This window comes from Methylomonas sp. HYX-M1 (assembly GCF_040741385.1).
In the GTDB taxonomy this organism is placed as follows: Bacteria; Pseudomonadota; Gammaproteobacteria; order Methylococcales; family Methylomonadaceae; genus Methylomonas; species Methylomonas rhizoryzae.
Genome location: NZ_CP160405.1, coordinates 1207763 through 1230380, shown reverse-complemented (window position 1 = coordinate 1230380; position 22618 = coordinate 1207763). Strand labels below are relative to the sequence as shown.

Below are 22618 nucleotides of genomic sequence, written 5' to 3'. Positions count from 1 at the left end.
AACGCCGACAACCACCGCAGCGGGTTGTCTGCAGCGACTTAGCCGACGCATGCGCTTTGTTTTCAGGGTAAACTGCAGTTTTTACCACATACGGCAAGCACACTCGATCACATGACCAGCGTAGACATTCAACAACTGATGGCCGATAGCGGCGTAGCCTTCGGCACCAGCGGTGCCCGCGGCTTGGTAACGCAAATGACCGCGCCGGTTTGCGCCGCCTACACATTAGCGTTTTTGCAAGGCTTGGATTTGGCCGCTCCGGGTCGAAAGATTGCGTTGGGTATGGACCTGCGCCCGTCCAGTCCGGCGATAGCCCAAGCCTGTGCGGCCGGCATCCTAAAGGCCGGCTGCGAAGTCGATTTTTGCGGCGCCCTACCGACCCCGGCCTTGGCCTATTACGCGCTCGCCCACAACATGCCGGCCGTCATGGTCACCGGCAGCCACATCCCTTTCGACCGTAACGGTATTAAGTTTTACCGTCCGGAAGGCGAGATCAGCAAAGCGGACGAAGCGGCAATCAGCCGCGCCCGCGTGCAATTGCCCGAGCCGGACCTCCTCCCCCAACTAACCGCCAATCCGCAAGCTTTGGCCTTATTCAGGCAACGCTATCTCGATGTATTCGGGTGCGAATTGTTGCAAGGCTGGCGGATAGGCGTTTACGAACACTCCAGCGTCGCGCGCGATTGCTTGAAAGACATCTTGAGTTCGCTGGGCGCCGAAGTGTTGGGCTTAGCCCGTACCGAGGTCTTCGTCCCTATCGATACCGAAGCGGTTAGCGAGGACGACAAGCAACGCGGCCGGCAATGGGCGCGCGAACATGGACTGGATGCGATTATTTCCACCGACGGCGACGGCGACCGACCGCTCATCGCCGACGAAACCGGCGCTTGGCTGCGCGGCGATATCGTCGGCTTGTTATGTGCGCATTATTTATCCGCGGATTGCGTGGTAACTCCGGTCAGTTGCAACACGGCGATAGAAACCAGCGCATTGTTTGACCAGGTTATCCGCACCCGCATCGGCTCGCCGTATGTGATTGCCGGCATGGCACAAGCGCAAGCTGAGGGCTATGCCGGCATCGCCGGCTTCGAAGCCAACGGCGGCTTTTTGGCCGGCCCCGGCTTGAAGGTCAACGGCCGAGCGCTGGCGGCCTTGCCGACCCGAGATTCGCTATTGCCGGCCTTGGCATTATTGGCCATGGCCAAATCGCAAAACCTGCCGCTATCCGCCTTGAGCGCAACCCTGCCCAAGCGTTTTACCGCCAGCGATAGAATACAAAACCTGCCCACCGCCAGCAGCCAAGCGCTTTTGGCGACCCTGCAAAGCGACAGCGAGGCCTACCGGGGAATTTGGGGCGACGCGATGGGACAGGTCATGCTGCGCGACACTACGGACGGGCTGCGCCTGACCTTCGAAAACGGGGAAATCGTGCATTTACGCCCATCCGGTAACGCGCCGGAATTGCGCTGTTACGCGGAAGCGGACGAGGTCGAAAGGGCTCAAGCGCTGGTGGTGTCCAGCTTGCAACGCATCGCAACCAAAATTCAAACGCCTGCGTAACGCGCATGAAAAAGCGGCATCACCCCAGCAAATGAAAGTTTTTCGGTGGGAGCGACGCCTCGTCGCTCCCACAATGACTTTCATAGTAATCGAGACTTGAGATCAGGGCTCCAGGATTGCGAAACTGTCGTGGTCGGCGGCGGCTATCGCCGTGCGGCGAACGAGCTCCAGATTGGCTTCGGCTTGCATCATGCCGCCTATCGCCAAGGTAACCGTCATCGCCTCGAACGGGTAGACCAAATGCGCTTGATAGCGACGAAACAAGGCATTATCGTTGACTGCACCCACGCCGGCACTTTCCAGCTCGGCAGCGTAATGCTGTAAAAGGCTGCGCTCGTGCGCTCGCCTTAGCTCGGGTTGCAAACCGGTAGCGAGGAAATACGCAATATCGCCTACCCCCTCTCCCCAACGCACCAACTGCCAATCCAAAAAGCCCGGTTCGCGGTCTGTCCAAAAAATATTGCCGGGATGGCAATCGTAATGCACCAGCGTCATCGGTTCGTTTGCCAGTAGGCGTTTATAGCGGCGCCGATTGGCGGCATAGCGTATGGCGGGTTTATGCAAGCCGGTAACCACATACCCGCCCGCCCGGGCCAAGCCGCGTTTCATCAACGGTACCGCCAGCAAAGCGCCCATGGAGTGTTCGACTTGCTGGGAAAAACCGTTCAACCAACGATGCTGATGCAACACTGCCGGCCGGTTCCAATAGCGTCCGTGCAATTTCGCCAAATGCCCGACCACCAAGCGGGCTTGTTCGACGGACAAGGCATCCGCGGCACGCCCTGGCCGGAAGTCATGCTCGGCCAAATCGCTCATCACCAAGATGGATCCTCTGCCAAACCGGCTTTCGGCCGCGAGTATGCGCGGCATTTTCAGCGGGATGTGCCCAGACAATCGCTGATAAAAGCGAACTTCTTTATGCAGAAAGCGCGGCAATGCGGTGATCGCGCGCGACTTCCAGGCTAGAGACGGGGTTTTGACGAACCATCGCTGCGGCAGCAGTTCCGGCGCGTCGTGGTCGACTTCTATCCGTAACCGGGTCGAAGTGCCCACGTCTACGGACGCCAGATTGACGGCTTTGACCTTAGCTTGGCCGGCATAGCGGCTGACAATGCGTTGCGCCCAAGGCAGCGATACGTCGCCGGGGCCACTTAACAGAATCGGCGTATTCAGGTCTTTCATGCAATCGCTATCTATCTTTTTAAACCGAACCCCAGGCGGTAGTTCTATGATGAATAAAATGAAACCCGCCGATCCTGTATCGTTCCAAACGTACTTGTGGCAGTATCGTCGCAGCGAATGGAAGGAATTAGGCAGACCAAGCCGTCCGCCGACAACGCCCATCCGCAAGGCGGACAGGCATTTTACGTGATTTTACACGGGGAAGTTTTCGCGATTTCCGGCAACTGACGCGCAAGGGGCAAAGGCGCCCCCGTCGGCGGGTGGATGAGCGCTATTCGCCTGCGACAGCCATTTGCTCCAACAAGATAGAACCGACCCGGATGTTGCCGCGCATGTCTACGTCGTTGCCGATCGCGACCAAATTACGCAACATGGTCTTCAAGTTTCCGGCAATCGTGATTTCCTGCACCGGAAATTGAATTTCGCCGTTTTCCACCCAAAACCCGGAGGCACCGCGCGAATAGTCGCCGGTCACCCGGTTTACTCCCTGGCCCATCAGCTCGGTCACCAACAAGCCGCTATCCAACAATTTCAACATCGCGGCAAAATCGTTGCCGCCGGGCTCGACAATCAAGTTATGTACCCCGCCGGCATTGCCCGTCGTTTGCATACCCAGCTTGCGCGCGGAATACGTACTTAAAATATAAGAACGTACGATACCGTCGGAGACAATATCGCGGGCTCGCGTCGCTACACCCTCAGCGTCGTAGCTAGCGCTGCCCATGCCGCCAACCAGCAAGGGCTGTTCGTGGATGCGGACGAAGTCGGGCAGGACTTGAGTATCCAGGCTATTCAACAGGAAGGAGGATTTACGGTACAAACTGCCGCCGCTAATCGCGCCTAACAGCGAACCGATCAAGCCGGAGGCCATTTCCGGAGCAAACAGCACCGGACATTGCCGGGTGCTGAGACTGCGAGCTTTCATGCGCGCCACCGTGCGTTTGGCCGCTTTTTCGCCGACCAGCTTCGGGGATTCCAGCAGTGCCGGATTGCGGGCCACGCTGTACCAATAATCGCGTTGCATCGCATCGCCGCTGCCGGCCAATACGGCGCAACTGATGGAATGGCGACTGGATTGATAACCCTGTAAAAAACCCAGCGAGTTGCCGAATACCCGGGTGCCTTGATGGCTATTGACCGTCGCGCCTTCCGAATTGCTGATGGCCGTGTCGTATTGTCTGGCGGCGTCTTCGCATTCGATCGCCAACGCGATTGCTTTTTCGGCATCCAATGTCCAGGGATGGTATAAATTCAGATCCGGAAACTCGGTCGCCAACAACTGCGAATCCGGCAAGCCGGCATATTCGTCGGGACTGGCGTAGCGGGCTATGCTGCAAGCCGCTTTGACCGTTTCCTTTAACGAAGCCGGGGACACGTCGTTAGTGCTGGCCGAGCCTTTTTGCTGACCGAAATACACCGTCACCCCTATGCCTTGATCGCAGTGGTATTCAATGGTTTCGACGTCGCCTAAGCGGGCCGTCACCGATAAGCCGTTGTCTACGCTGAATGCCGCTTCCGCCGAACTGGCGCCTTGTTGTTGCGCTTCGTCCAACAACTGTTGAACCACCCATTTCAAACGCTCTATCTCATCCCGATTTTGCAATGTCTTATCTCTTGTGATGCGTTGCCATCGGCTACAGGCTGGTACCGCCAACCGTCAAGCCGTCAATTTTCAAGGTAGGTTGGCCGACGCCGACCGGCACGCTTTGCCCGTCTTTACCGCAGGTGCCAACGCCGCTGTCCAGCTGCATGTCCTTACCTACCATGGATACCTTGGTTAATACGTCGGGGCCGTTGCCGATTAGCGTCGCGCCTTTGACCGGCCGGGTAATTTTACCGTCTTCGATCAAATACGCTTCGCTGGCGGAAAACACGAATTTGCCCGAGGTGATGTCCACCTGACCGCCGCCGAAATTACGGGCGTACAAACCTTTTTTGACCGAACGGATGATTTCTTCCGGATCGCTTTGGCCGGGCAACATATAGGTGTTGGTCATGCGCGGCATGGGCAAATTGGCGTACGACTCGCGGCGGCCGTTGCCGGTCGGTCTGACGCCCATCAACCTGGCGTTTAACTTGTCCTGCATGTAGCCTTTCAGGATGCCTTTTTCGATCAGCACGGTATTTTCGGTGGGCGTACCTTCGTCGTCTATGCTCAAGGAACCGCGTCGGCCCGGAATAGTACCGTCGTCTACCACGGTGCATAAATCGGACGCGACGCGCTCTCCCACCCTGCCGCTGAACGCCGAGGTGCCTTTGCGGTTGAAATCGCCTTCCAAGCCGTGGCCTATGGCTTCGTGCAGCAAAATACCCGGCCATCCCGGGCCGAGTACCACGGTCATGTTGCCGGCGGGCGCATCGCCGGCTTGCAAGTTGATCTGAGCTTGACGCACGGCCTCTTTGCCGTATTCAAAAGCTTTATCGCCGTCTAAAAAATAACGGTAATCGCAACGCCCGCCGCCGCCCATGCTGCCCTGCTCGCGCCGGCCGTTTTCGACCATGATGACGCTGACGTTCATCCTAACCAACGGGCGGATATCGGCCGCCAGCGAGCCGTCCTGGTTGGCCACCAGAATATGATCGTAAGCCGCTACCAGACTAACCATCACTTCTTCAATGCGCTCGTCCAGTTTGCGGGTCTCGGCGTCGACGCGCTTCAGCAAATCGATTTTCGCTTGATCGTCTAAAGACTGCAACGGATTGAACGGTTGATAAAGCTGCGGCCAGCCGGCGGGAGTCTGAATATGCTGTCTGGCCGTTTGGCCTTGCCGCACGATCGCTTTGACATTGTTAGCCGCTTCCAACAGGATGGGCAGTTCTATGAGGTCGCTGTAAGCGAAGCCGGTTTTATCGCCGCTGACGACCCGGACTCCGGCACCGCGTTCGATAGAATGCGTACCTTCTTTGACTATTCCGCCTTCCAGAGACCACGATTCGAAATGGCTGGATTGAAAATAAATATCCGCCGCATCGACCGGCGCGCTGAGCAATGCATTCATGACCCGCTCTACGTCCCGGGTATCGAGGCCGCTAACCCCCAGGATGGACTGTTTGACTTGTTCTGATAAAGGCATGTTCGATTAATTCGGTAAATATTGGCATAAGCCACGGGATGACGCTTGGTTGGGCTGCATTCCGGCCGGTCTAGGGCTCCCCCAGGCAAGCAACGACTTTTGCGCGTTAATCCCTAAGCATTTGTCATAAACGCTAACCAAAATTGCGTCGGCAATGGTTGAAATAGACAAATGCCAAGGGTTGATTTCAGCCGTCATCCTAACCCGAATCGGCGGATTGCGGAAATATTGACGGGAGATTTTTTAAAGCGTTAATAGCCGGCCGCGCCAAGCGCGCTCGAATAAAGCAGAAAAGCTCCGGTTCGCCGCTACGCTTATCCACTGGTTACATGACGAAGAACGACGCTAAGTAAGCAACGCCTAATGCCGTACAAATCAAGGTGATTTTGTACCTTAAAGTTAGAGACAACCAATAGATTTCCATTTCGATTTTTCGCCTTATCCATGTCTGACGGACCACCCGCAGCATACCGCGATACCAATGCGGCACTACCCGCCATAACCAGCGGAGCAAAACAATGCCCAATACAACCAGAATGTAAAACGTGATGATCTGGCTGGTATGGTGCTCGGTGTGAAACGCATGCTCTATCGTATGTTCTATCGCCAATTCGAGGAATTCGAACATATTGTGCAGAGTCTCCAGCAACAAGTGCAGCAATTCGGCGATCAATTCCAGACTGACGTCGTAAAACACCACCGCCAGCGCAACCATCCCTGCTACTAATAGATCGACGTATTTCTTCACCTAGCTATCCCACCTTTTCGGGAACCCACCATTCTATCGTCCAAGTTCCTTGACCGTCCGTCAATACCCGGTTCAACCACGGCAACAGCATTTCCGCCTGCTGCAGCAACAACCAAGGCGGGTTGATGAACAGCATGCCTGAACCCGTCATCCCGGACCAAGCGCCGTCCGGGGCCACGCAATGCTCGATGCGCAATTGCTTGGGTATGCCGCTAAGTTGCATGCGCTTCAGCATGGCCTCGGTAACGTCGCGGTCTATCACCGGATACCATAAGACGAATATCCCGGTGGCGAAGCGCCGGTAGGCTTGCTCCAGCGTTTCGATGACCCGGGAATATTCGCTTTTGATTTCGTAACTCGGATCGATAAACACCAAGCCGCGCTTTTGAATGGGTGGCAATTTTTTTGCCAATTTTTCCAAACCGTCTTCTTTCGAGACGCTGACTTGCTTATCGGCAACGAACAATTCGTGTAAGGCCTGAAAATCGCTGGTATGCAATTCGGATAATTGCAACCGGTCTTGATTTCTGATCAAACGGCGTACCAATTGCGGCGATCCCGGGTAACGCAGCAGACGACGCCCGGTATTTTCCGCCCGTATCGCCGCTAAATAAGCCGCCAACTCCGCCGGCGGCTGCGCCTCGTCCCAGACCTTTTGGATTCCTTGTTGGTATTCGCCGGTTTTTTGGGAAAACTCGGACTTAAAAGCGTATTTACCCGCCCCGGCATGCGTATCTATGTACACAAAAGGTTTGTCTTTACGTTTCAACGCGCTAATCGCTAAAGCGAGCAGGCTGTGCTTGAGCACGTCCGCAAAATTTCCGGCGTGAAAACCGTGTCTATAACTAAGCATGGGGGTGTACGGCGTTTAGGTGGATGGTGCGATTTTCGGCGAAAAATACCCCGAATGACAGGTCTTTTTTGTCCGACTACACAGACCGGTCAGCCGGGCGTCATTAGTGAAAGACAATCGCCTTAAAGCGGCTTGGCGCGAAATATGAAATAAACCGCCCCCAGCAAACACAAGCCTGACCAGAGATAATTCCTATTGAACGGTTCTTTCAGATAGAACATGGCAAACGGCACGAACACGGTCAAAGCGATCACTTCCTGGATGATTTTCAATTGACCGACGTTCATCGCCGTATAGCCGATTCTATTCGCCGGCACCTGCAACAAATATTCGAACAAAGCCAATCCCCAACTGATCAGCGCCGCCCAAAGCCAATGCTGGTGCTGTAGAGCTTTTAAATGTCCGTACCAAGCGAAAGTCATGAAAATGTTGCTGCAGGTCAATAAGCCGACGGTAATAAAAAACGGATTCATGCGTGGCGGATGGATAGGTTCCGGGAATAATGTTGTTTGAAATTGTTGATCGCCTGTCTCCGCATGCTTTTGATGGCCTGACCGATTTGCGGTCCTTTCAAACCGGGTTGCATCACGGTACGCGTATCTTCGGCCAGCGCCGCTTCGACGGCGGCCCGGATGTATGCGGCTTGCGGATAAGGCGCTTGTTCGAAGCCGGTCCGACCGGTCGCATCAGCCTCGCAGGCCAGCAGAAAGTCCTGTAACTGCGTTGCCGGCTTGAAAGCGCCAAGCGCCTGCAACATGTCGGTCAAGGTATCGGCCCGCAGTTCGAAAGCCCGATGACATAGCGTATGGTATTCCATCACTTGCGCGCATAAGCCCTTGATGGCCTTGGGTACTCTCAAGCGCTCGCAAAACCGATCCAATACCGGCAAACCCAGGCGCTCGTGACCGTGGTGGCTAGGCCATTTGTCCGGATCGGTAACCGCTTTGCCTAAATCGTGCAGCAAGGCGGCCAGACGCACTTCGGGTTTATCGGATAACAATGCGGCTTGCGAGACCGCCATCAGACTATGCACACCGGTATCGATTTCCGGATGATATTTGGCCGGCTGCGGTACGCCGAACAAAGCGTGTATTTCCGGAAAAATGGTCGGTAGCGCATGACAATCTTGCAGGGTCCGGATAAAAGCGGCCGGCGACCTTTCGCTCAAGGCCTTGTACAATTCCGCCCAAACCCGTTCGGGCACCAAGTGGTTGGCTTCGCCGCCGGTCACCATGTCTTGCATGAGCTGCCGGGTTTCCTCCGCGACAACGAAACCTAGATGGGCATAGCGCGCGGCAAAGCGCGCCACCCGTAAAATCCGCACCGGATCCTCGCCGAAAGCCGGCGATACGTGGCGCAATACCCGCTGTTGCAAATCCGAACGGCCGTTAAACGGATCGATCAACTCGCCGTCGTCGCCTATCGCCATCGCATTGATGGTCAAATCGCGCCTGAGCAAGTCTTCTTCCAAGCTCACGTCCGAATCCGCGTTGATGCTGAATCCCCGGTAGCCGGGCGCAGTTTTGCGTTCCGTACGGGCTAATGCGTATTCTTCCTGCGTTTCCGGGTGCAAAAAAACCGGAAAGTCTTTCCCCACTTGACGGTAACCTCGCTCCAGCATTTCGCCAACCGTGGCCCCGACCACCAACCAATCCTGCTCGCTAACCGGATAATCCAACAAACGATCGCGTACCGCACCGCCGACTAGATAAATTTTCATGAAGCCAGACCCACTAATTGGTGGATTTAAAGAGTGCACAGTATAAATGACTCGCTATCATATCGCTGTGCTTATTCGGATAACGGTTTATCGAGTGGAAGTCTTTTTTGCCTGTATGTTGCTAGGCGTATTAGCGGGCGTTACCGCCGGTCTATTCGGCTTGGGCGGCGGAGTAGTGATCGTGCCGCTGCTGAATTGGTTGTTGATCGCACAGGGATTCGCCGTCGAGCACACCTTGCTGATCTCCGTAGCCACTTCGCTGGCCAGCGCAACCCTGACCTCGCTCTCTTCGGTGGCCACTCACCATAAGCTGGGCAATATTCTACAGCCGCGGGTCGCCGCGCTTGCCCCGGCATTGTTTGTCGGCGCATCGTTAGGCGCATTAATCGCCCACTATCTGAGCGCTACGCTATTACGCTGGTTGTTTGTCTGCTATTTGATAGTCACCGGCAAACGCTTGCTGAGCGCACCGCCGGCAAACACCCAGCCTATTCGCACGACTCGACTTTTGGACATTCTGGCCGGGACGTCGATAGGCGCGGTTTCCGCCCTTCTCGGCATCGGCGGAGGCACCATGACCGTCCCTTATTTAGCCGCTTGCGGCACCACGATGAAACAAGCAGTCGGCACTTCGTCCGCCTGCACGCTGCCTATCGCGTATTCGGCGGCTTTCAGTTATGTGCTGTTGGGTTGGGGAAACGAAAACGCCGCAAACGGACGTTTTTGGGGCTACGTTTATATCCCGGCATTGTTCGGAATCGCATCCACCAGCATTTTTTCGGCCCCTGTCGGCGCAAAATGGGCACATCGATTACCTGCCGATACGCTAAAGCGCTATTTCGGAGTAACTCTGCTGCTTATTGCAGTAAAAATGGCATGGTAGGCCATTCTGAGCCTCCCTATCAAACACCTATCCTACCTAACGAACGCGTCCGAGCTTATTGGGAAATTAACGCACCGGCTTTTTGATTATCCTGATAAAGTTTCACGGCGTAAACCGCCAGCTGATTATTAACCCTAGCCTTACTCAAATCGGAACTCGCCTGAGCATAATCGGTATCTTGGCTACGGCTACGCGCTTGCGCCAAACTTTGATAACTACTTTGCAGGTTGGCTAAATTCGAACTCAAGCCGGCCGAAGTTCCCGCTAGCGTACTTTGTAGATCGCTAACGCGACCGATTGCGGAATCTATGCTATCCAACGCCGTGCCGACACTACCGGCATTGCTTACGTCCAAGCCCGAAATGCCCAAGCCGGAACCGGTCAAATCACCGAGATTCAACTCCAAGGTATCGCCGGAATCCGGACCGATCTGGACTTGTCCGGAAAAGCTGCCGTCCAGCAACTGCCGGCCGTTAAATTGGGTATTGTTGGCAATACTGTCTATGCCTTGACTAAGGTTGTCGATTTCGTCTTGAATGCTCTGCCGGTCGGTGGCGGACAACGCGGCACTACCGGCTTGCACGGTCAGCTCGCGAATTCTTTGCAGATTATCGGTGATTTGGCCGGCCCCGCCGCCCGCAATTTCAGTCAACGACAAGCCCGAGGCAATGTTGCCGATCGCTTGTTGCTGCCCGCCGAGTTGACTGGTAAACGCATTGGCAATGGCTAGTCCGGCGGGATTGTCCGCGGCTGAATTGATAGCCTTTCCGGAACTTAGGCGCTGCATATTGGTATAAAGCAAATTTTGCGCTTTATCCAGGGAATTGTGACTAATAGGCGACAACATGACAACCTCTCCTACAAGAAACGGTAACAGCCAAATACCGCGGAATACAACGAGACAAACAGTTCAAACCCGCACCGCAATCTCAAGCGGTAGTATCGATAGTACCGCCGATAATAGTTTGCTGCTGCGATACCAGAGCGCTTTCGGACGCAGCATAAACATCCGGCTTGACTACCGCTTGATTGACCGTTTGCACCAACTGCTGCCCTGCATTCTTAAATGCGCCCGATAGCGTCAAACGCAACCGGGCTTCGTCGGAATTGACTTCAGCCTTGTTGGCTTGATTATCCAGACTCCTCGCCTTGGCATCGTATCGATCCGCCAACGCTTGAGCAGCGTCGGCTTGCTCGCGTAACGCGTCGGCTTTCTGCGCGGCTTGTTCGGCACTACGCTTGGCAAGCGTCGAGCTCAATTGGTCGTATGCAAAACTATTGATACTGGATGTCGCACTGGAAATCATATCTGGGCCACCTCCACCCAAAGCAGCGGCTCGACAAAAACGGTAGCATAACACCCTTTACTCTTTTACCTTAACAAAGTCAATCGCCTCGGCAACAAAATATCAATCAGCGCCCTTCACATCCACTGCTCTGCGCATGATTAACTGATTGAAAAACATGCTGTAAAACGTACCCGCCCAGGACGTAGCATCCCCTTCGGCCAAATCCGCTAGCTGATTTTGGACAACTTATCGCCAAGCATTTTTAGACGATTGGCTTTATCATCGACCCACAAACGCAGCCGCGTCCGCTTCAAAAACTTTTATAATCCGGCCCATCTAAGCACAGCCCTTCCGGCTACAGAGCGCCGGCTCACAGCGGCTCTTGCCGAAAAAACTGTGCGGTAGCGTTGTATTCGCTTTGAGGAATCCTTATATGCCCACCGCCACGTCACGCTACGAAAAAACCGCAAGTCTGTTTGCATTGGGCTTGCTGCTGTTCGGCTGCTATCAAGTATTAAAACCGTTTGTTGTCGACATGCTCTGGGCCGCGATTTTGTCGTTCGTTACCTGGCCGATGTATCACAAACTCAGAGACTACAAGTTGACGGCAACCCAAGCGGCGACTTGCATGGTTCTGCCCATCGGTTTGTTCATGCTCACGCCGTTCGTTGCCGCGGCCTCGGCCATCCCGGACGACGTCAACCGGCTACTGCAATGGCTGTCCGGCCAGCCTCACGCATGGCCGCCGGCCCCGGCCTGGTTGCGCGAGCTGCCCTTGGTCGGTGACGGCGCAAGCGAAACTTGGCAAAGTTTTGCGGAAGATTCCAATCGTGTCCTGGATCTGGCCAGAAAATACACACTTCCCGCCAGTAGCTGGGCGTTGGAACAAGGCATACGTCTAGCCGGGGAATTGGTACATATGGGTTTTAGCTTGTTGGCGCTGTTCTTTTTTTACCGCGACGGCGAACAGGCTGCCCAACATTTCGTTAACCTCATGCAGCGTCTGGCCGGCGAAAACACCCAACGCATATTGGCCATAGTCCGCTCCAGCTTGAGGGCGGTGGTATACGGCATTTTAGGTACCGCCTTGGCTCAAGCCCTGGCGTCCATTTTGGGATTTATCATCGCCGGCGTGCCCTACGCGTTCGCGTTGGGTTTCGCAGCATTTTTTTTGATGATTATTCCGGCGGCCGGCACGCTAGTCTGGTTGCCGATTTCGGCATGGTTACTGATGGAGGGTGAAGCCGGCTGGGCTTTGTTTCTGGCCGCGTGGTTTTTATTGCTGGTCGGAACCATCGACAACTGGTTACGTCCGCTGTTAATCAGCCGAGAAGTCGAACTACCTTTCGTTTTAATACTGTTCGGTATTTTGGGCGGTTTGTTGGCTTTCGGCTTTATAGGGGTATTCATCGGCCCCACGCTACTGGCGACCTGCTACGCGCTCATGTCGGATTGGCTAATGCGTAAAGAACACGAGGTGTTGACGAATCCCAACGCCAACGGGCAAGACACCGACTAACCCGATTTGACGGCTTGCAGAGCTAAAACCCCGGGATGCGCCAGCGCATGTTGCAAGCGCCGCCACGCCGGTTCGTCTTTGGGCAAGCCCAATCGCACGCTGGCCGGCCGGCTGAACAAACGGGTCAGAATCGCTTGTTCGGCCAGTATCCGATGCAATTGGCCGGCGTATTCGGTCTCTATCCACTGAAACAAATCGCAGCCACCGCTAGGCGGCCAGCCATTTTCGCTTAGTAGATCGGTCAAGCGCCGGCTTTGCAATTTGAGACGGATAGCCGTCTCGCGTTGCCATTGCGTATCCTTTAGTGCGCGCGCCGCCGCATAGCGAGCCGGATGACTGATGGCCCACGGCCCGAGTTCTGCCGCCAATCGCTGTAGTATTGCCGTTTCGGCGATCACGAATCCACAGCGTATCCCGGCCAAACCAAAGAATTTGCCAAGCGAACGCAACACGATCAAACCCGGCTTTACCGGCAATGGCGACAAACTGAGCTCGGGCGTCGTATCAATAAAGGCCTCGTCGACGATCAACCAACCGCCCCGCTGTTGCAAGCGGCCGTGCCAGTCCGACAATTGCGCTATGGGCCAACGGCAACCGGTCGGATTGTTCGGATTGATCAAAATCAATACATCCAAAGCCGGCAACGCCGATTCGAGCGCATGCACTTGCAGCGCCGTAACCTGATGTCCGGCCCGCTGCCAGGCACCGGCGTGTTCGGCATAAGCCGGATGCAAGACCCCTACCCTGGACTGTGGACGCAAACGCGGCAAGGTTTGAATCGCCGCTTGCGACCCGGCTACCGCCAATAGCGAGGAATTGCCGTAGTAAGCCCTGGCCGCCGGCAATAATTCGTCCTGCTCTTCCGGCAAACGCAACCAGCATTCGGCCGGCACCGGCGGTACCGGCCAGCCATTAGGATTAATACCGGTGGATAAATCCAGCCAATCCGCAGCCGGAATGCCGAATTGCCGGGCGGCCAGCTGCAGACATCCGCCGTGTTCAAGCAACATAGTCATACATGCCGATTGCCGCAACCCATAAGACCAACGCCCGAAAAACCAAGGTTACGGCGCGATCGATGTCGGCATTTTCCGGGTGACAAACACCACCGAACCAAATTTTTTGCTTGACGACGCCGTGGTAGCTAGCCGGACCACCCAACTCAAGATTCAATGCGCCGGCACCGGCAGCCATCACCGGGCCGGCGTTGGGACTTTCCAACAGGGCTGCTTGGGTGCGCCAAGCCTGCAATGCCGCTGGAGCATTTCCTAGAACCGCATAAGTCAATGCCGTCAGCCGCGCCGGCACAAAGTTCAACAGGTCGTCGAATCGTGCCGCCGCCCAGCCGAAATATCGATAGCGCTGATTTTTATAACCCCACATCGCGTCCAGGGTATTCGCCAAACGATACAGCACAGCCCCGGACGGGCCTAATACCGCGAACCAGAACAGCGGCGCGAACACCGCATCGGCACCATTTTCCAACACGGATTCTATCGCGGCTCGCCGCACGGCCGGCGCATCCATGCCCCCGGTCTGGCGGCTAACCATATCCCCGACCCGTTGCCGGGCTAACGGCAACTCATCGGCGATCAGCGCCGTCCGGACCCGCTGCGCGTGTTGCTGCAAACTACGGGCAGCGATACAAAAATACAGCAGCAAGCCGTCCAGCAGCCAGTTGCGTTCGAGCAATACCATAGGCAAAGCCGGCGATAGCGCAACCGTTAACGCTACCATTCCGAACAACCGTTGCAGCCTGGGGGCTTTACTCGAAGCCGAGCAATAATGCTCCACCCGCGCGGCCCAGCGCCCGAAAAACACTAAAGGGTGGTAACGATTGGGTAACTCGCCCAGGCCAAAATCCAGAGCAATGGCCAAAAGCACGGCCATCATCAGCGTCACAGGGTTAAGCGGGATTTATTAGAAACGGGCCGCCGGCCCCCGGCGACCCAACCAGCGCAGGCTTAATGGGTATGCTGGGTTGCACGTTGCCCCAGCACGTTTTTGCCGAGAACCACCAATGCAAACACAGTGACCGCGTAAATCGCGGTGTATTGCAGATAAGACGGATAATACTTGGCGAAACTTTCCAGGAATCCTGTCCAGTTGCCGCCGGCAAACTTACCGGATAACCAATAAAAACTGCCGTTGGAAATCAGATAGGCCAGCGAAGTGGCACTCACCAGCGCCACCGCCTGCTGCGCCAGCGTATTGAAGTTCACGGCCGCGAACCGGCGGCACCATTTGCCGCCCCACCACATCGCCGCATAGGTCGGTACTAAAAACAGATATGCCGCGGATATGCAATAATCGCTGACGCCCAGCTGGGCGATGGCCAGATAATCGATAAGCCCCGCTTCCGCCAGCAACAGGGCGAACAGGTAGCGTCCGCCCAGCCATAAACCGGCCAGGAAAAATACCGCCAACGAGGCGTCCGGCAAGGCAAACGGCGACCCGAAGTGGTGAAATCGCGTGGCGGCCATTAACGCCATCAAGGCGACGGCGCCGGGTTTGACGGTCAATTGAGCTGAATTCATACAAGTATCTCCCGGATCAGTTTTGATAATGAATGGAAAAAAAGAAGTTTCTATCGGCCGTGTAATAAGTATTCACGGTTTGATAACGTTTATCCAGCACGTTATTCAACTTGGCGCTCAGCGTCCAGTGTTTATCGATATGGTAGGCGGTCCGCAAGTCCAAAGTCACGAAACCGTCAACCACTATGGTATTCGCCCTGTCGTCGAAACGGTTACCTTGCGCCAATACGTGGGCACCAACGTCGACAGCGCCGAATCCGCGCGATAAATCGTAAGACAAGCTCTGTTCCGCGCGGCGCGCCAACCTTAAATCGGTTTTGCGGTCGCGCGGACTGAGAATACTGCCTGAAAGCGCATGCCGCCAGCCCCAAGTTTCGGTACTGACCTCGGCTTCCATGCCGTCAATTTGCGCTTTATCCAAATTAACCGGCTGATACAAATACGTCGTCGGATTGACCACCAAGCCGCTCCAATCGATTAAATTGTCGATATCGGTATGATAAGCGCGTACTTGCCATTGCGCCCAGGCATGTTGCCCTCCGATGCCGGCCTCCACCGTCGTCGACTCTTCCGCCCGCAAACTGCGGTTCCCCTCGGTAATATAAGTGGTACCGAAGAAAGTAGACTGTTGGTGCGGCCAATACAAGCTGTTGAAGGTCGGCGCCTTGAAAGCGTTACCGAAGCGGGCGAAGGTACTCAAGCCGTAATCCCAATTGAAGCGCCAACCGATGCTGCCGGTCACATAATCGCCGCTGGCCTGATTTTCGTCCCAGCGTATCGAGGCATCGATGAAGTGACGCTCCAACAACCGACTATGAATATTGCCGAACACACCGACGTCGTAACGCGACGTCTCGCTGTAATTGACGTTGCTCTGTACTTCGTCGACCCGATAGTCGCTGCCTAGAGTCAGGCGGTGGTCGTCGTTAAGGCGTACTTCGTTCAACCAGCTGGCGTTCCAGCGGGTGGTATTGATACGGCCGTAAAAACTGCCGTCCGGGTTGAAATTATCGTTTTCGTCCAGCGTTTGTCCGAAACGCAGACTGGAGCGCCAATTGTCCAACACGTCTAGGCTACCGGACAAACCCACCATCTGATTGACGAATTCGGTGCGATTCGGAATGCCGTCGTATTCGGTTTTACCTTGCGCGCGCATGAAGCTGGCTTCGATTTCGCCATTATTATCGAAACGATGTCCGGCACGCGCATTGATCCCGGTGTTGTAATAGCCGTCCCTATCGTTCTCGCCGCTGTTGCGGAGATTGAAACCTTGACTGTTGAAATGCGAGGCGCCCAAAGCGTACCAACTATTACCGACTTTACCGCTGACGTTACCCGCACCGTTGAAGGTATCGTAAGAACCTGCTCCGGCATCCAAACTGATGCTGGGCTGCTCCGAACGACTGCCTTTACGGGTAAAAATTTGAATGACGCCGCCGAGCGCTTCCGAACCGTACAAACTGGAATCCGGCCCACGGCTGATTTCCACCCGCTCGATTTGATCCAGCGGCAGGAACTGGAACGAGGCAGAACCCAATGTCACCGAACCCGCCTTGATTCCGTCGATCAGCACCAGCACGTGGTCGGAATTGGTGCCGCGCATGAATGCGCTAGTATATTGCCCGTAGTCGCCGTTTTGGGTAATGTCCAAACCCGGCGCAGTCTTGAGCAAATCCGGTAAGGTTCGGACCTGTAAGCGCTCTATGTCTTCCCGGGTAAACACCGTGGTCGCGGTGGCCAGCTCCGCAGTGACCGTTTCGCTGCGGGTCGCGGTCACTACCGTTTCGGGTAAAAAGCCGGTTTGATCGTTCGCGCCAGCCGGCGAATGGGTAACGATGGCACCGATGCCGAACAGCATTGATGACGCAATTTTAATTTGTCGCATGAATTCCTCTGCGCCCGCCGCGCATCAAGGGTTATTAAACGACAGAGGATAAGCGGGTGCGCGAAACGGACCGAAGCAGGCAACGATCATTTCGTCGACAGCCCTCCGCTGTCTCGAACGATCCTTCAGGCCAGTCTCCGGGCTTGTAAGCGGCTATACAGCCGGAACTGCAGCCTTCCCATGCCTTGGCACAGTGGCGTGATTGCAGACCGTTAACTTACCTACCGTTGCGGGGGCAGCGCCGGAATGAGTGAAAATTCACCGCACCGGCTTCCTGTTTAAGCGGGATCGCTTGTCGACCGATCCAAACACCTGAAAGAGGGTCGCAAATTCTACCAGCTATTGGATGCCGATCAAGCAAATAAGCGCCGTTAGCTATTTTAGCGCGTCACCGGCATTGAAAATTACGCTTGACGTGCTATAACTTGGCCACTGAGTCAAATCGGTTTTCACGCGAACAAAACAGGCACATTTATGGAAATTCAATCGAAGTTGCTCGGCAATCAACAGGTCAACCCTGATACCGTCATTACTTTTCCGCATGGGATTCCCGGCTTCGAAGACCAAACCCGCTTCAATTTGTTTCATCAGGAAGGCAGCGATATTGTCTATTGGTTGCAATCGCTGGATAACGAAGATTTAACGTTATCCGTCGCCCACCCTGTCCACTTCAACATCAACTACAGTTTTGTCTTGACCGACGCCGAAGAGCAGTTATTGCAGATTAGCGACGGCGACGAAATTTTAATCCTAATCGTGTTGCACAAAGACGAGAGCGGTAACGACAAGCCAACGATCAAGGGCTCGATCAAATCGCCTATGGTAATTAACAGCAACAAACGCTTAGGTCTGCAAAAAGTGCTGGTCAACATCGAACAAAGCATCACGCTAACGGAAAAAATCAGCGAAATCGATGTCGCCGAAGCCTAACCGAAATTCACAGGTCGCATAAATCCATCGTTTGCAACTTGATTTTTAAAGCAATAGCCGGGCTTTTTAGAATTTGCGGGCGCAACACGATGTGTGCGCCCGATTGAGAAGCGTTGCGTGAGTGTGTGAGTCGGACTCAATTCAAGCGGCTTGCACCGGAATCGAATGACTGCAATGGCTGACTTTATTACCGGCCTCGAAATACACCAATACCGGTTGATAATTTTTCAACTCCGCCTCATCCAAACTAGCGAAGGCGCAAACGATGATCAAATCGCCGGGACAGGCTAAGCGCGCCGCCGCCCCGTTAATCGAAAACACACCGGAGCCGTTTTCGGCACGAATCGCGTAGGTGGTAAAACGCTGGCCGTTGTTGATGTTGTAAATATGTATTTGCTCGTATTCCAAAATTCCTGACAAATCCAAGATATCGCCATCAATGGCGCACGAACCCTCGTAGTCGAGTTCGGAATGTGTCACACGAGCCCTGTGCAACTTAGCTTTCAGCATATTGATGTGCATAATCGACGTTTTCAAAAACGAGTGAACCGGCGATTATGCCTGAAATGCCGATAGCTATCAAACACGCCACTCGTCAGCGCCTGCCTGCGCCGCGGGCAATCGCGGGGACCAACCCTAACGATCGATTGGCGGCCAGCGAAAGGCATTCGCCGTCGCGCCGATTGAAAAACGCCGAATCACTTGCGACTGAAATGGATGTTATCGATAAGCCGGGTTTTGCCTAACCTAGCAGCCGCCATGACCACCAAATCCGTATCGTCCGCGTCGGGGGGCAATAAATCCGCGCTACGGCATAGGCTGAAATAATCCAATACAAACCCCGCGTCGCTGAGTATTTGTTGCTGGCGCTGCAGCATGGCCTGCTCGGGCTCGCCGGCCAAGACAGCCTCCCGGGCACCGCATAAACATTGGAAAAGCAAGGGGGCCACCGTCCGCTCTTCGTCGGATAAATAGCTGTTGCGCGAACTCATTGCCAGGCCGCTGTCCTCCCTAACCGTCGCCACGCCCTGAACCCGCACCGGCAGATTTAAATCCAACACCATACGCCTGAGCACTACCAGTTGTTGGAAGTCTTTTTCGCCTAATAGCAATACATCCGGCTGCACGATGTTCAACAATTTGCATACCACCAAGGCCACGCCGTCGAAATGTCCCGGCCGGTTAACACCGCAATGCAAGGCGGACAAATCGGGTACGGACACTTTGGTTTGCGAGGCCTGGGGATACATTTCCGCCACGCCGGGCAAAAACAGTAAATCGGCACCTTGCCCGACCAATTTGTCCTTGTCTTCTTTTTCGGTTCTGGGATAGCTATCGAAATCTTCGTTAGGAGCAAATTGCGCCGGATTGACAAAGATACTGACCACGACCCGATCCGCCTGCTGATGCGCTATTTCCACCAAACGCATGTGTCCGTCGTGCAAATTGCCCATGGTAGGCACGAACGCCACGGTTTGCTCGGACTGCCGCCATGTGCGGATTAGGGCTCTGACGGCATCGACGGTCGTTAAGGTTTGCATAAATTCAATAACTCTGCTCTAAACTCGGAAACTGCCCGGACTTGACCGCTTGGATAAAACCACGCACGGCGTCTTCTATGTCCGCCGCCCCGGACAGAAAGTCTTTAGAAAAACGCGGGCGCTTGCCCACGCTAATATTCAGCATATCGTATAACACCAGTACCTGGCCGTCGCAATCGCCCCCCGCACCGATGCCTATCACCGGAATCGTCAACTGCCTGCTGATTTCCGCCGCCAATAATGCAGGCACGCATTCCAAAACCAGCATGCCCGCGCCCGCCTGCTCGATAGCCACCGCATCGGCCAATATTTGTTGGGCTTGCCCGGCATCCCGGCCTTGCAGCTTGTATCCGCCGATCAGGTTCACCGATTGCGGCAGCAAGCCCAAATGTCCGCACACCGGTATCCCTTGCGCCGCTAAAAACGCGATGATTTCCGGCTTAGCGCCTTCCAATTTGACCATTTGCGCCTGGCCTTCCTGCATCAAGCGCGTGGCGGTGCGCAATGCTTGTTGCGGATCGGCGTAACTGGCGAACGGCATGTCGGCAATGACGAAGGCCCGTTTGCGGGCCCGCGTCACACAACGGGTGTGATACACCATGTCGTCGACCGTCACCGGCACGGTACTGACCTGTCCTTGCACCACCATACCTAAGGAATCGCCAACCATCAGCATCTCGACGCCGCATCGATCCAATAAGGCGCTGAAACTGGCATCGTACGCCGTCAAACAACTGATTTTCTCGCCCGCGCGCTTTAATGCGCCGATATCGGCAATGCTAAGCGTTTTGGGGGCTTCGGCATAAAGTGTCATAACTCGATCCTATGCAAACCTTGAAAAGGACAAGCGGCCAATAAATCCGCCAGCACCCCTAACCCGGGTATCGGTAAATCGGCCGGCGCCACGTCGGCTAACGGATACAATACAAACGCGCGACGAATTAGTTCCGGATGCGGCACCTGTAAGTCGGCGGTATCGATTATTTCTTCAGCGTACAACAATAGATCCAGATCCAATGTCCTGGCGCCCCAGCGCTGATTTCGGACCCGGCCATGCTGATTCTCGATCTGCTGCAAAACCGCAAGCAACTCGTGCGGCGTACACAGCGTAGCCACCCGCATCACCGCGTTGACGTAATCGGGTTGATCTTGCGGCCCTACCGGTGCGCTGCCATAAAGCGCAGACAAGCCCAGTTTGCGGATTTGTGCCTGCTGCGCAATTTCGTCCGCCGCGCTCAGCACTTGACGTAACGGCTCGTCCAAATTGCTGCCCAAACCTATGTACGCCTCGCCCCACACACTTACAGCCGTCATGTCGGCGCACCGCCGGTTTTGGGCTTGCCGCGGTAACGCCGATTTTTAGTGCGCGGTTTGGGCGCGCCATTTTTAGGCGGAGCCGTCATTTTACGCTGCTCTTCGTCATCCGCACTCTGGAAGCGGGTCCACCAATCGACCAAGCCCGGATCGGCTCCGCCGGTTTCGGCCCGCAGCTGCAGAAAATCGTAAGCCGCCCGAAATTTCGGCTGTTCCAACAATCGGTAAGGCCGGCTGCCGACGGTCCGAGTCAACTTGGCTTGCATGAACCAAACGTCTCGCATCGCTTGGGTAATGTGTCGCGGCATGGCAATGATTTTGACTTGCTTAGCCAACACCTCGTTCGCCGCGCTTTGGTAGGCGATGGTTTCGTTTTCGCCCCTTTGCAGCAAACGCTGCACCGCGCACTGCAAAGGCTCCCACAACAAAGCCGCCAACAGAAAATAAGGTGTCAGCGTTTTACCTGCCGCAAAGCGCGTATCGGAATTTTCCAGCGCCCGAATCAGGAACAAACGCGGGAATTCGTGTTCCTGAGTTTCCAGGCAAGCGTCGGTTTCCGGAAACAAAATCGCAAACAAGCCGTAGTGCCGCAACAGCTCGAAAGTTTGCACGCCGTATCCGGCCAAAAATAACTTCAAAACCTCGTCATACAAACGAGCGGCCGGAATGCTGCCGAGCGAATCGGCCAATGCGAATATCGGCCGTTCAGTCTCCGGATGCAGTTTAAAACCCAGTTTTACCGCAAAGCGAACGGCCCGCAGCATCCTAACCGGATCTTCCCGGTAACGCCGCTCCGGATCGCCTAACAAGCGCAATACCGCATCCGCGTGATCTTGCATGCCGCCGGTATAATCCACCACCGAAAAGTCGCGAATGTTGTAATACAGCGCGTTGACGGTAAAGTCGCGGCGCCAGACGTCTTCTTCCAACGTTCCGAATACGTTGTCGCGCAACACTCGTCCGTCCTCGTGCACTAGTTGCCGATCGGCGTCGTCCTCGGCGGAACCTCGAAATGTGGCGACTTCGATGATTTCCTTGCCGAAAAACACGTGAGCCAAGCGGAAGCGCCGTCCGATGATCCTGCAATTTCTAAACACTTGCTTGACCTGTTCCGGACTCGCATTGGTCGCGACGTCGAAATCCTTCGGTTCGCGCCCCAGCAACAAATCCCGAACGCAGCCACCTACCAGATAAGCCTCGAAACCGGCTTTCTTCAGACGTTGCAGTACTTTCAGCGCGTTATCGCTGATTTGCGAACGCGAAATGCAATGCTCCGATCTTGAGTAGATTCTCAGCGAACGCTGTGTAACCGGCCGCTCGGTGACGGTTATGGAATGCCGCTTGGGCGAAAAAATCTTTTTGAAAAACTTAAAAATGACAATAACCCTATGTTGTTTTTGTTCCGTCAAGTATCGCGAGAGGAAGCAACTACCGTCTAAAATTCCCGATGCCTATTCACAATTCGGCTTGATCCCCCCCAATAAACAGGCCATCCTAATCCCAGTTGCAACAAATTATCGGCGCAGTCCGACAATTCGCATACCCAACGGGGATGGCTCGAGCCATTGGCTAAATTGTTGCAT

Annotated in this window: 22 protein-coding genes and 1 riboswitch; of the genes, 4 read left to right on the top strand and 18 right to left on the bottom strand. The window is 55.1% G+C overall.

The genetic code is table 11. The annotated features are described in order from the left end of the window. Nucleotides 1–111 precede the first annotated feature (111 nt). Nucleotides 112–1560, top strand: a complete 1449-nt coding sequence (locus tag AB0A83_RS05795; protein WP_150047355.1) for a phosphomannomutase — start codon at nucleotides 112–114, stop codon at nucleotides 1558–1560. Nucleotides 1561–1662: 102 nt separating this feature from the next. On the opposite strand, the gene AB0A83_RS05790 is transcribed toward AB0A83_RS05795, so the two are convergent. The 7 genes from AB0A83_RS05790 to AB0A83_RS05760 all read right to left on the bottom strand — a co-directional run bounded on the left by AB0A83_RS05790 (nucleotide 1663) and on the right by AB0A83_RS05760 (nucleotide 9137). Then, nucleotides 1663–2742 (bottom strand): phosphotransferase, encoded by a 1080-nt coding sequence (locus tag AB0A83_RS05790; RefSeq protein WP_367155667.1) that lies wholly within the window; start codon nucleotides 2740–2742, stop codon nucleotides 1663–1665. A gap of 271 nt (nucleotides 2743–3013) precedes the next feature. Next, nucleotides 3014–4345: a metalloprotease PmbA gene (gene pmbA / locus AB0A83_RS05785; RefSeq protein WP_150047353.1), complete on the bottom strand. Its 1332-nt coding sequence runs from the start codon at nucleotides 4343–4345 to the stop codon at nucleotides 3014–3016. Nucleotides 4346–4376: 31 nt separating this feature from the next. Next, a complete protein-coding gene (gene tldD / locus AB0A83_RS05780) occupies nucleotides 4377–5816 on the bottom strand; it encodes a metalloprotease TldD (protein WP_150047352.1) in 1440 nt (479 codons plus the stop codon). A gap of 325 nt (nucleotides 5817–6141) precedes the next feature. Beyond that, a complete protein-coding gene (locus tag AB0A83_RS05775; protein WP_232056793.1) occupies nucleotides 6142–6564 on the bottom strand; it encodes a hypothetical protein in 423 nt (140 codons plus the stop codon). Between the two features lie 4 nt (nucleotides 6565–6568). Beyond that, complete coding sequence (locus AB0A83_RS05770) at nucleotides 6569–7417, bottom strand: 23S rRNA (adenine(2030)-N(6))-methyltransferase RlmJ (RefSeq protein WP_367155665.1); 849 nt, start codon at nucleotides 7415–7417, stop codon at nucleotides 6569–6571. Nucleotides 7418–7539: 122 nt separating this feature from the next. Next, complete coding sequence (locus tag AB0A83_RS05765; protein ID WP_367155664.1) at nucleotides 7540–7890, bottom strand: DMT family protein; 351 nt, start codon at nucleotides 7888–7890, stop codon at nucleotides 7540–7542. Continuing rightward, nucleotides 7887–9137, bottom strand: coding sequence for a multifunctional CCA addition/repair protein (locus tag AB0A83_RS05760; protein WP_367155662.1), 1251 nt, complete (start codon nucleotides 9135–9137; stop codon nucleotides 7887–7889). Before AB0A83_RS05760 ends, AB0A83_RS05765 begins: the two co-directional genes overlap by 4 nt. 46 nt (nucleotides 9138–9183) lie before the next feature. Here AB0A83_RS05760 and AB0A83_RS05755 point away from each other — a divergent pair, with 46 nt between their 5' ends. Further along, nucleotides 9184–10020 carry a sulfite exporter TauE/SafE family protein gene (locus tag AB0A83_RS05755; RefSeq protein ID WP_150047348.1) on the top strand — a complete coding sequence of 279 codons (837 nt, stop codon included), beginning with the start codon at nucleotides 9184–9186 and terminating at the stop codon, nucleotides 10018–10020. Between the two features lie 55 nt (nucleotides 10021–10075). Here AB0A83_RS05755 and AB0A83_RS05750 read toward each other — a convergent pair whose 3' ends face one another. Together AB0A83_RS05750 and AB0A83_RS05745 are read right to left on the bottom strand one after the other, a co-directional pair. After that, on the bottom strand, nucleotides 10076–10867 hold the full coding sequence (locus tag AB0A83_RS05750) for a flagellin (protein ID WP_150047347.1): 792 nt from the start codon (nucleotides 10865–10867) through the stop codon (nucleotides 10076–10078). 82 nt (nucleotides 10868–10949) lie between these two features. After that, complete coding sequence (locus tag AB0A83_RS05745; protein ID WP_150047346.1) at nucleotides 10950–11327, bottom strand: hypothetical protein; 378 nt, start codon at nucleotides 11325–11327, stop codon at nucleotides 10950–10952. A gap of 415 nt (nucleotides 11328–11742) precedes the next feature. Between AB0A83_RS05745 and AB0A83_RS05740 the strand changes: the two genes are divergently transcribed. Then, nucleotides 11743–12828 carry an AI-2E family transporter gene (locus AB0A83_RS05740; RefSeq protein ID WP_367155661.1) on the top strand — a complete coding sequence of 362 codons (1086 nt, stop codon included), beginning with the start codon at nucleotides 11743–11745 and terminating at the stop codon, nucleotides 12826–12828. On the opposite strand, the gene cobD is transcribed toward AB0A83_RS05740, so the two are convergent. The 4 genes from cobD to AB0A83_RS05720 form a co-directional block, all read right to left on the bottom strand. Then, on the bottom strand, nucleotides 12825–13844 hold the full coding sequence (gene cobD, locus AB0A83_RS05735; RefSeq protein WP_367155660.1) for a threonine-phosphate decarboxylase CobD: 1020 nt from the start codon (nucleotides 13842–13844) through the stop codon (nucleotides 12825–12827). The genes AB0A83_RS05740 and cobD overlap by 4 nt on opposite strands. After that, a complete protein-coding gene (gene cbiB, locus AB0A83_RS05730) occupies nucleotides 13828–14721 on the bottom strand; it encodes an adenosylcobinamide-phosphate synthase CbiB (RefSeq protein ID WP_232056791.1) in 894 nt (297 codons plus the stop codon). The genes cobD and cbiB overlap by 17 nt, the downstream gene beginning before the upstream one ends. A gap of 71 nt (nucleotides 14722–14792) precedes the next feature. Beyond that, nucleotides 14793–15365: a hypothetical protein gene (locus tag AB0A83_RS05725; RefSeq protein ID WP_367155659.1), complete on the bottom strand. Its 573-nt coding sequence runs from the start codon at nucleotides 15363–15365 to the stop codon at nucleotides 14793–14795. A 16-nt stretch (nucleotides 15366–15381) separates the two neighbouring features. Then, on the bottom strand, nucleotides 15382–17250 hold the full coding sequence (locus AB0A83_RS05720; RefSeq protein ID WP_367155657.1) for a TonB-dependent receptor: 1869 nt from the start codon (nucleotides 17248–17250) through the stop codon (nucleotides 15382–15384). A 110-nt stretch (nucleotides 17251–17360) separates the two neighbouring features. Beyond that, a riboswitch (cobalamin riboswitch) is annotated at nucleotides 17361–17581 on the bottom strand. Nucleotides 17582–17724: 143 nt separating this feature from the next. Between AB0A83_RS05720 and fliW the strand changes: the two genes are divergently transcribed. Further along, the gene (fliW, locus tag AB0A83_RS05715) at nucleotides 17725–18180 is read left to right on the top strand and encodes a flagellar assembly protein FliW (RefSeq protein WP_150047341.1); all 456 of its coding nucleotides are present in this window, start codon (nucleotides 17725–17727) and stop codon (nucleotides 18178–18180) included. Between the two features lie 141 nt (nucleotides 18181–18321). Here fliW and panD read toward each other — a convergent pair whose 3' ends face one another. From panD to pcnB, 5 genes are all read right to left on the bottom strand, one after another. Further along, nucleotides 18322–18702 (bottom strand): aspartate 1-decarboxylase, encoded by a 381-nt coding sequence (gene panD, locus AB0A83_RS05710; RefSeq protein WP_150047340.1) that lies wholly within the window; start codon nucleotides 18700–18702, stop codon nucleotides 18322–18324. Between the two features lie 176 nt (nucleotides 18703–18878). Beyond that, complete coding sequence (panC, locus tag AB0A83_RS05705) at nucleotides 18879–19721, bottom strand: pantoate--beta-alanine ligase (RefSeq protein WP_150047339.1); 843 nt, start codon at nucleotides 19719–19721, stop codon at nucleotides 18879–18881. A gap of 4 nt (nucleotides 19722–19725) precedes the next feature. After that, nucleotides 19726–20535, bottom strand: a complete 810-nt coding sequence (gene panB, locus AB0A83_RS05700; RefSeq protein WP_150047338.1) for a 3-methyl-2-oxobutanoate hydroxymethyltransferase — start codon at nucleotides 20533–20535, stop codon at nucleotides 19726–19728. Beyond that, nucleotides 20532–21035, bottom strand: coding sequence for a 2-amino-4-hydroxy-6-hydroxymethyldihydropteridine diphosphokinase (gene folK, locus AB0A83_RS05695; RefSeq protein ID WP_150047337.1), 504 nt, complete (start codon nucleotides 21033–21035; stop codon nucleotides 20532–20534). Before folK ends, panB begins: the two co-directional genes overlap by 4 nt. Next, on the bottom strand, nucleotides 21032–22330 hold the full coding sequence (pcnB, locus tag AB0A83_RS05690) for a polynucleotide adenylyltransferase PcnB (protein ID WP_150051810.1): 1299 nt from the start codon (nucleotides 22328–22330) through the stop codon (nucleotides 21032–21034). Before pcnB ends, folK begins: the two co-directional genes overlap by 4 nt. Between the last annotated feature and the right edge of the window lie 288 nt (nucleotides 22331–22618).

Excerpts from the sequence above, each read along its gene's own strand:
- AB0A83_RS05725 (WP_367155659.1), bottom strand. The coding sequence starts at position 15,365 with ATGAATTCAGCTCAATTGACCGTCAAACCCGGCGCCGTCGCCTTGATG.
- panD (WP_150047340.1), bottom strand. The coding sequence starts at position 18,702 with ATGCACATCAATATGCTGAAAGCTAAGTTGCACAGGGCTCGTGTGACA.
- cbiB (WP_232056791.1), bottom strand. The coding sequence starts at position 14,721 with ATGATGGCCGTGCTTTTGGCCATTGCTCTGGATTTTGGCCTGGGCGAG.
- fliW (WP_150047341.1), top strand. The coding sequence starts at position 17,725 with ATGGAAATTCAATCGAAGTTGCTCGGCAATCAACAGGTCAACCCTGAT.
- panB (WP_150047338.1), bottom strand. The coding sequence starts at position 20,535 with ATGACACTTTATGCCGAAGCCCCCAAAACGCTTAGCATTGCCGATATC.
- tldD (WP_150047352.1), bottom strand. The coding sequence starts at position 5,816 with ATGCCTTTATCAGAACAAGTCAAACAGTCCATCCTGGGGGTTAGCGGC.
- folK (WP_150047337.1), bottom strand. The coding sequence starts at position 21,035 with ATGACGGCTGTAAGTGTGTGGGGCGAGGCGTACATAGGTTTGGGCAGC.
- AB0A83_RS05745 (WP_150047346.1), bottom strand. The coding sequence starts at position 11,327 with ATGATTTCCAGTGCGACATCCAGTATCAATAGTTTTGCATACGACCAA.
- AB0A83_RS05755 (WP_150047348.1), top strand. The coding sequence starts at position 9,184 with ATGACTCGCTATCATATCGCTGTGCTTATTCGGATAACGGTTTATCGA.
- AB0A83_RS05795 (WP_150047355.1), top strand. The coding sequence starts at position 112 with ATGACCAGCGTAGACATTCAACAACTGATGGCCGATAGCGGCGTAGCC.
- AB0A83_RS05740 (WP_367155661.1), top strand. The coding sequence starts at position 11,743 with ATGCCCACCGCCACGTCACGCTACGAAAAAACCGCAAGTCTGTTTGCA.
- AB0A83_RS05790 (WP_367155667.1), bottom strand. The coding sequence starts at position 2,742 with ATGAAAGACCTGAATACGCCGATTCTGTTAAGTGGCCCCGGCGACGTA.
- AB0A83_RS05770 (WP_367155665.1), bottom strand. The coding sequence starts at position 7,417 with ATGCTTAGTTATAGACACGGTTTTCACGCCGGAAATTTTGCGGACGTG.
- AB0A83_RS05760 (WP_367155662.1), bottom strand. The coding sequence starts at position 9,137 with ATGAAAATTTATCTAGTCGGCGGTGCGGTACGCGATCGTTTGTTGGAT.
- panC (WP_150047339.1), bottom strand. The coding sequence starts at position 19,721 with ATGCAAACCTTAACGACCGTCGATGCCGTCAGAGCCCTAATCCGCACA.
- AB0A83_RS05750 (WP_150047347.1), bottom strand. The coding sequence starts at position 10,867 with ATGTTGTCGCCTATTAGTCACAATTCCCTGGATAAAGCGCAAAATTTG.
- AB0A83_RS05765 (WP_367155664.1), bottom strand. The coding sequence starts at position 7,890 with ATGAATCCGTTTTTTATTACCGTCGGCTTATTGACCTGCAGCAACATT.
- AB0A83_RS05720 (WP_367155657.1), bottom strand. The coding sequence starts at position 17,250 with ATGCGACAAATTAAAATTGCGTCATCAATGCTGTTCGGCATCGGTGCC.
- cobD (WP_367155660.1), bottom strand. The coding sequence starts at position 13,844 with ATGACTATGTTGCTTGAACACGGCGGATGTCTGCAGCTGGCCGCCCGG.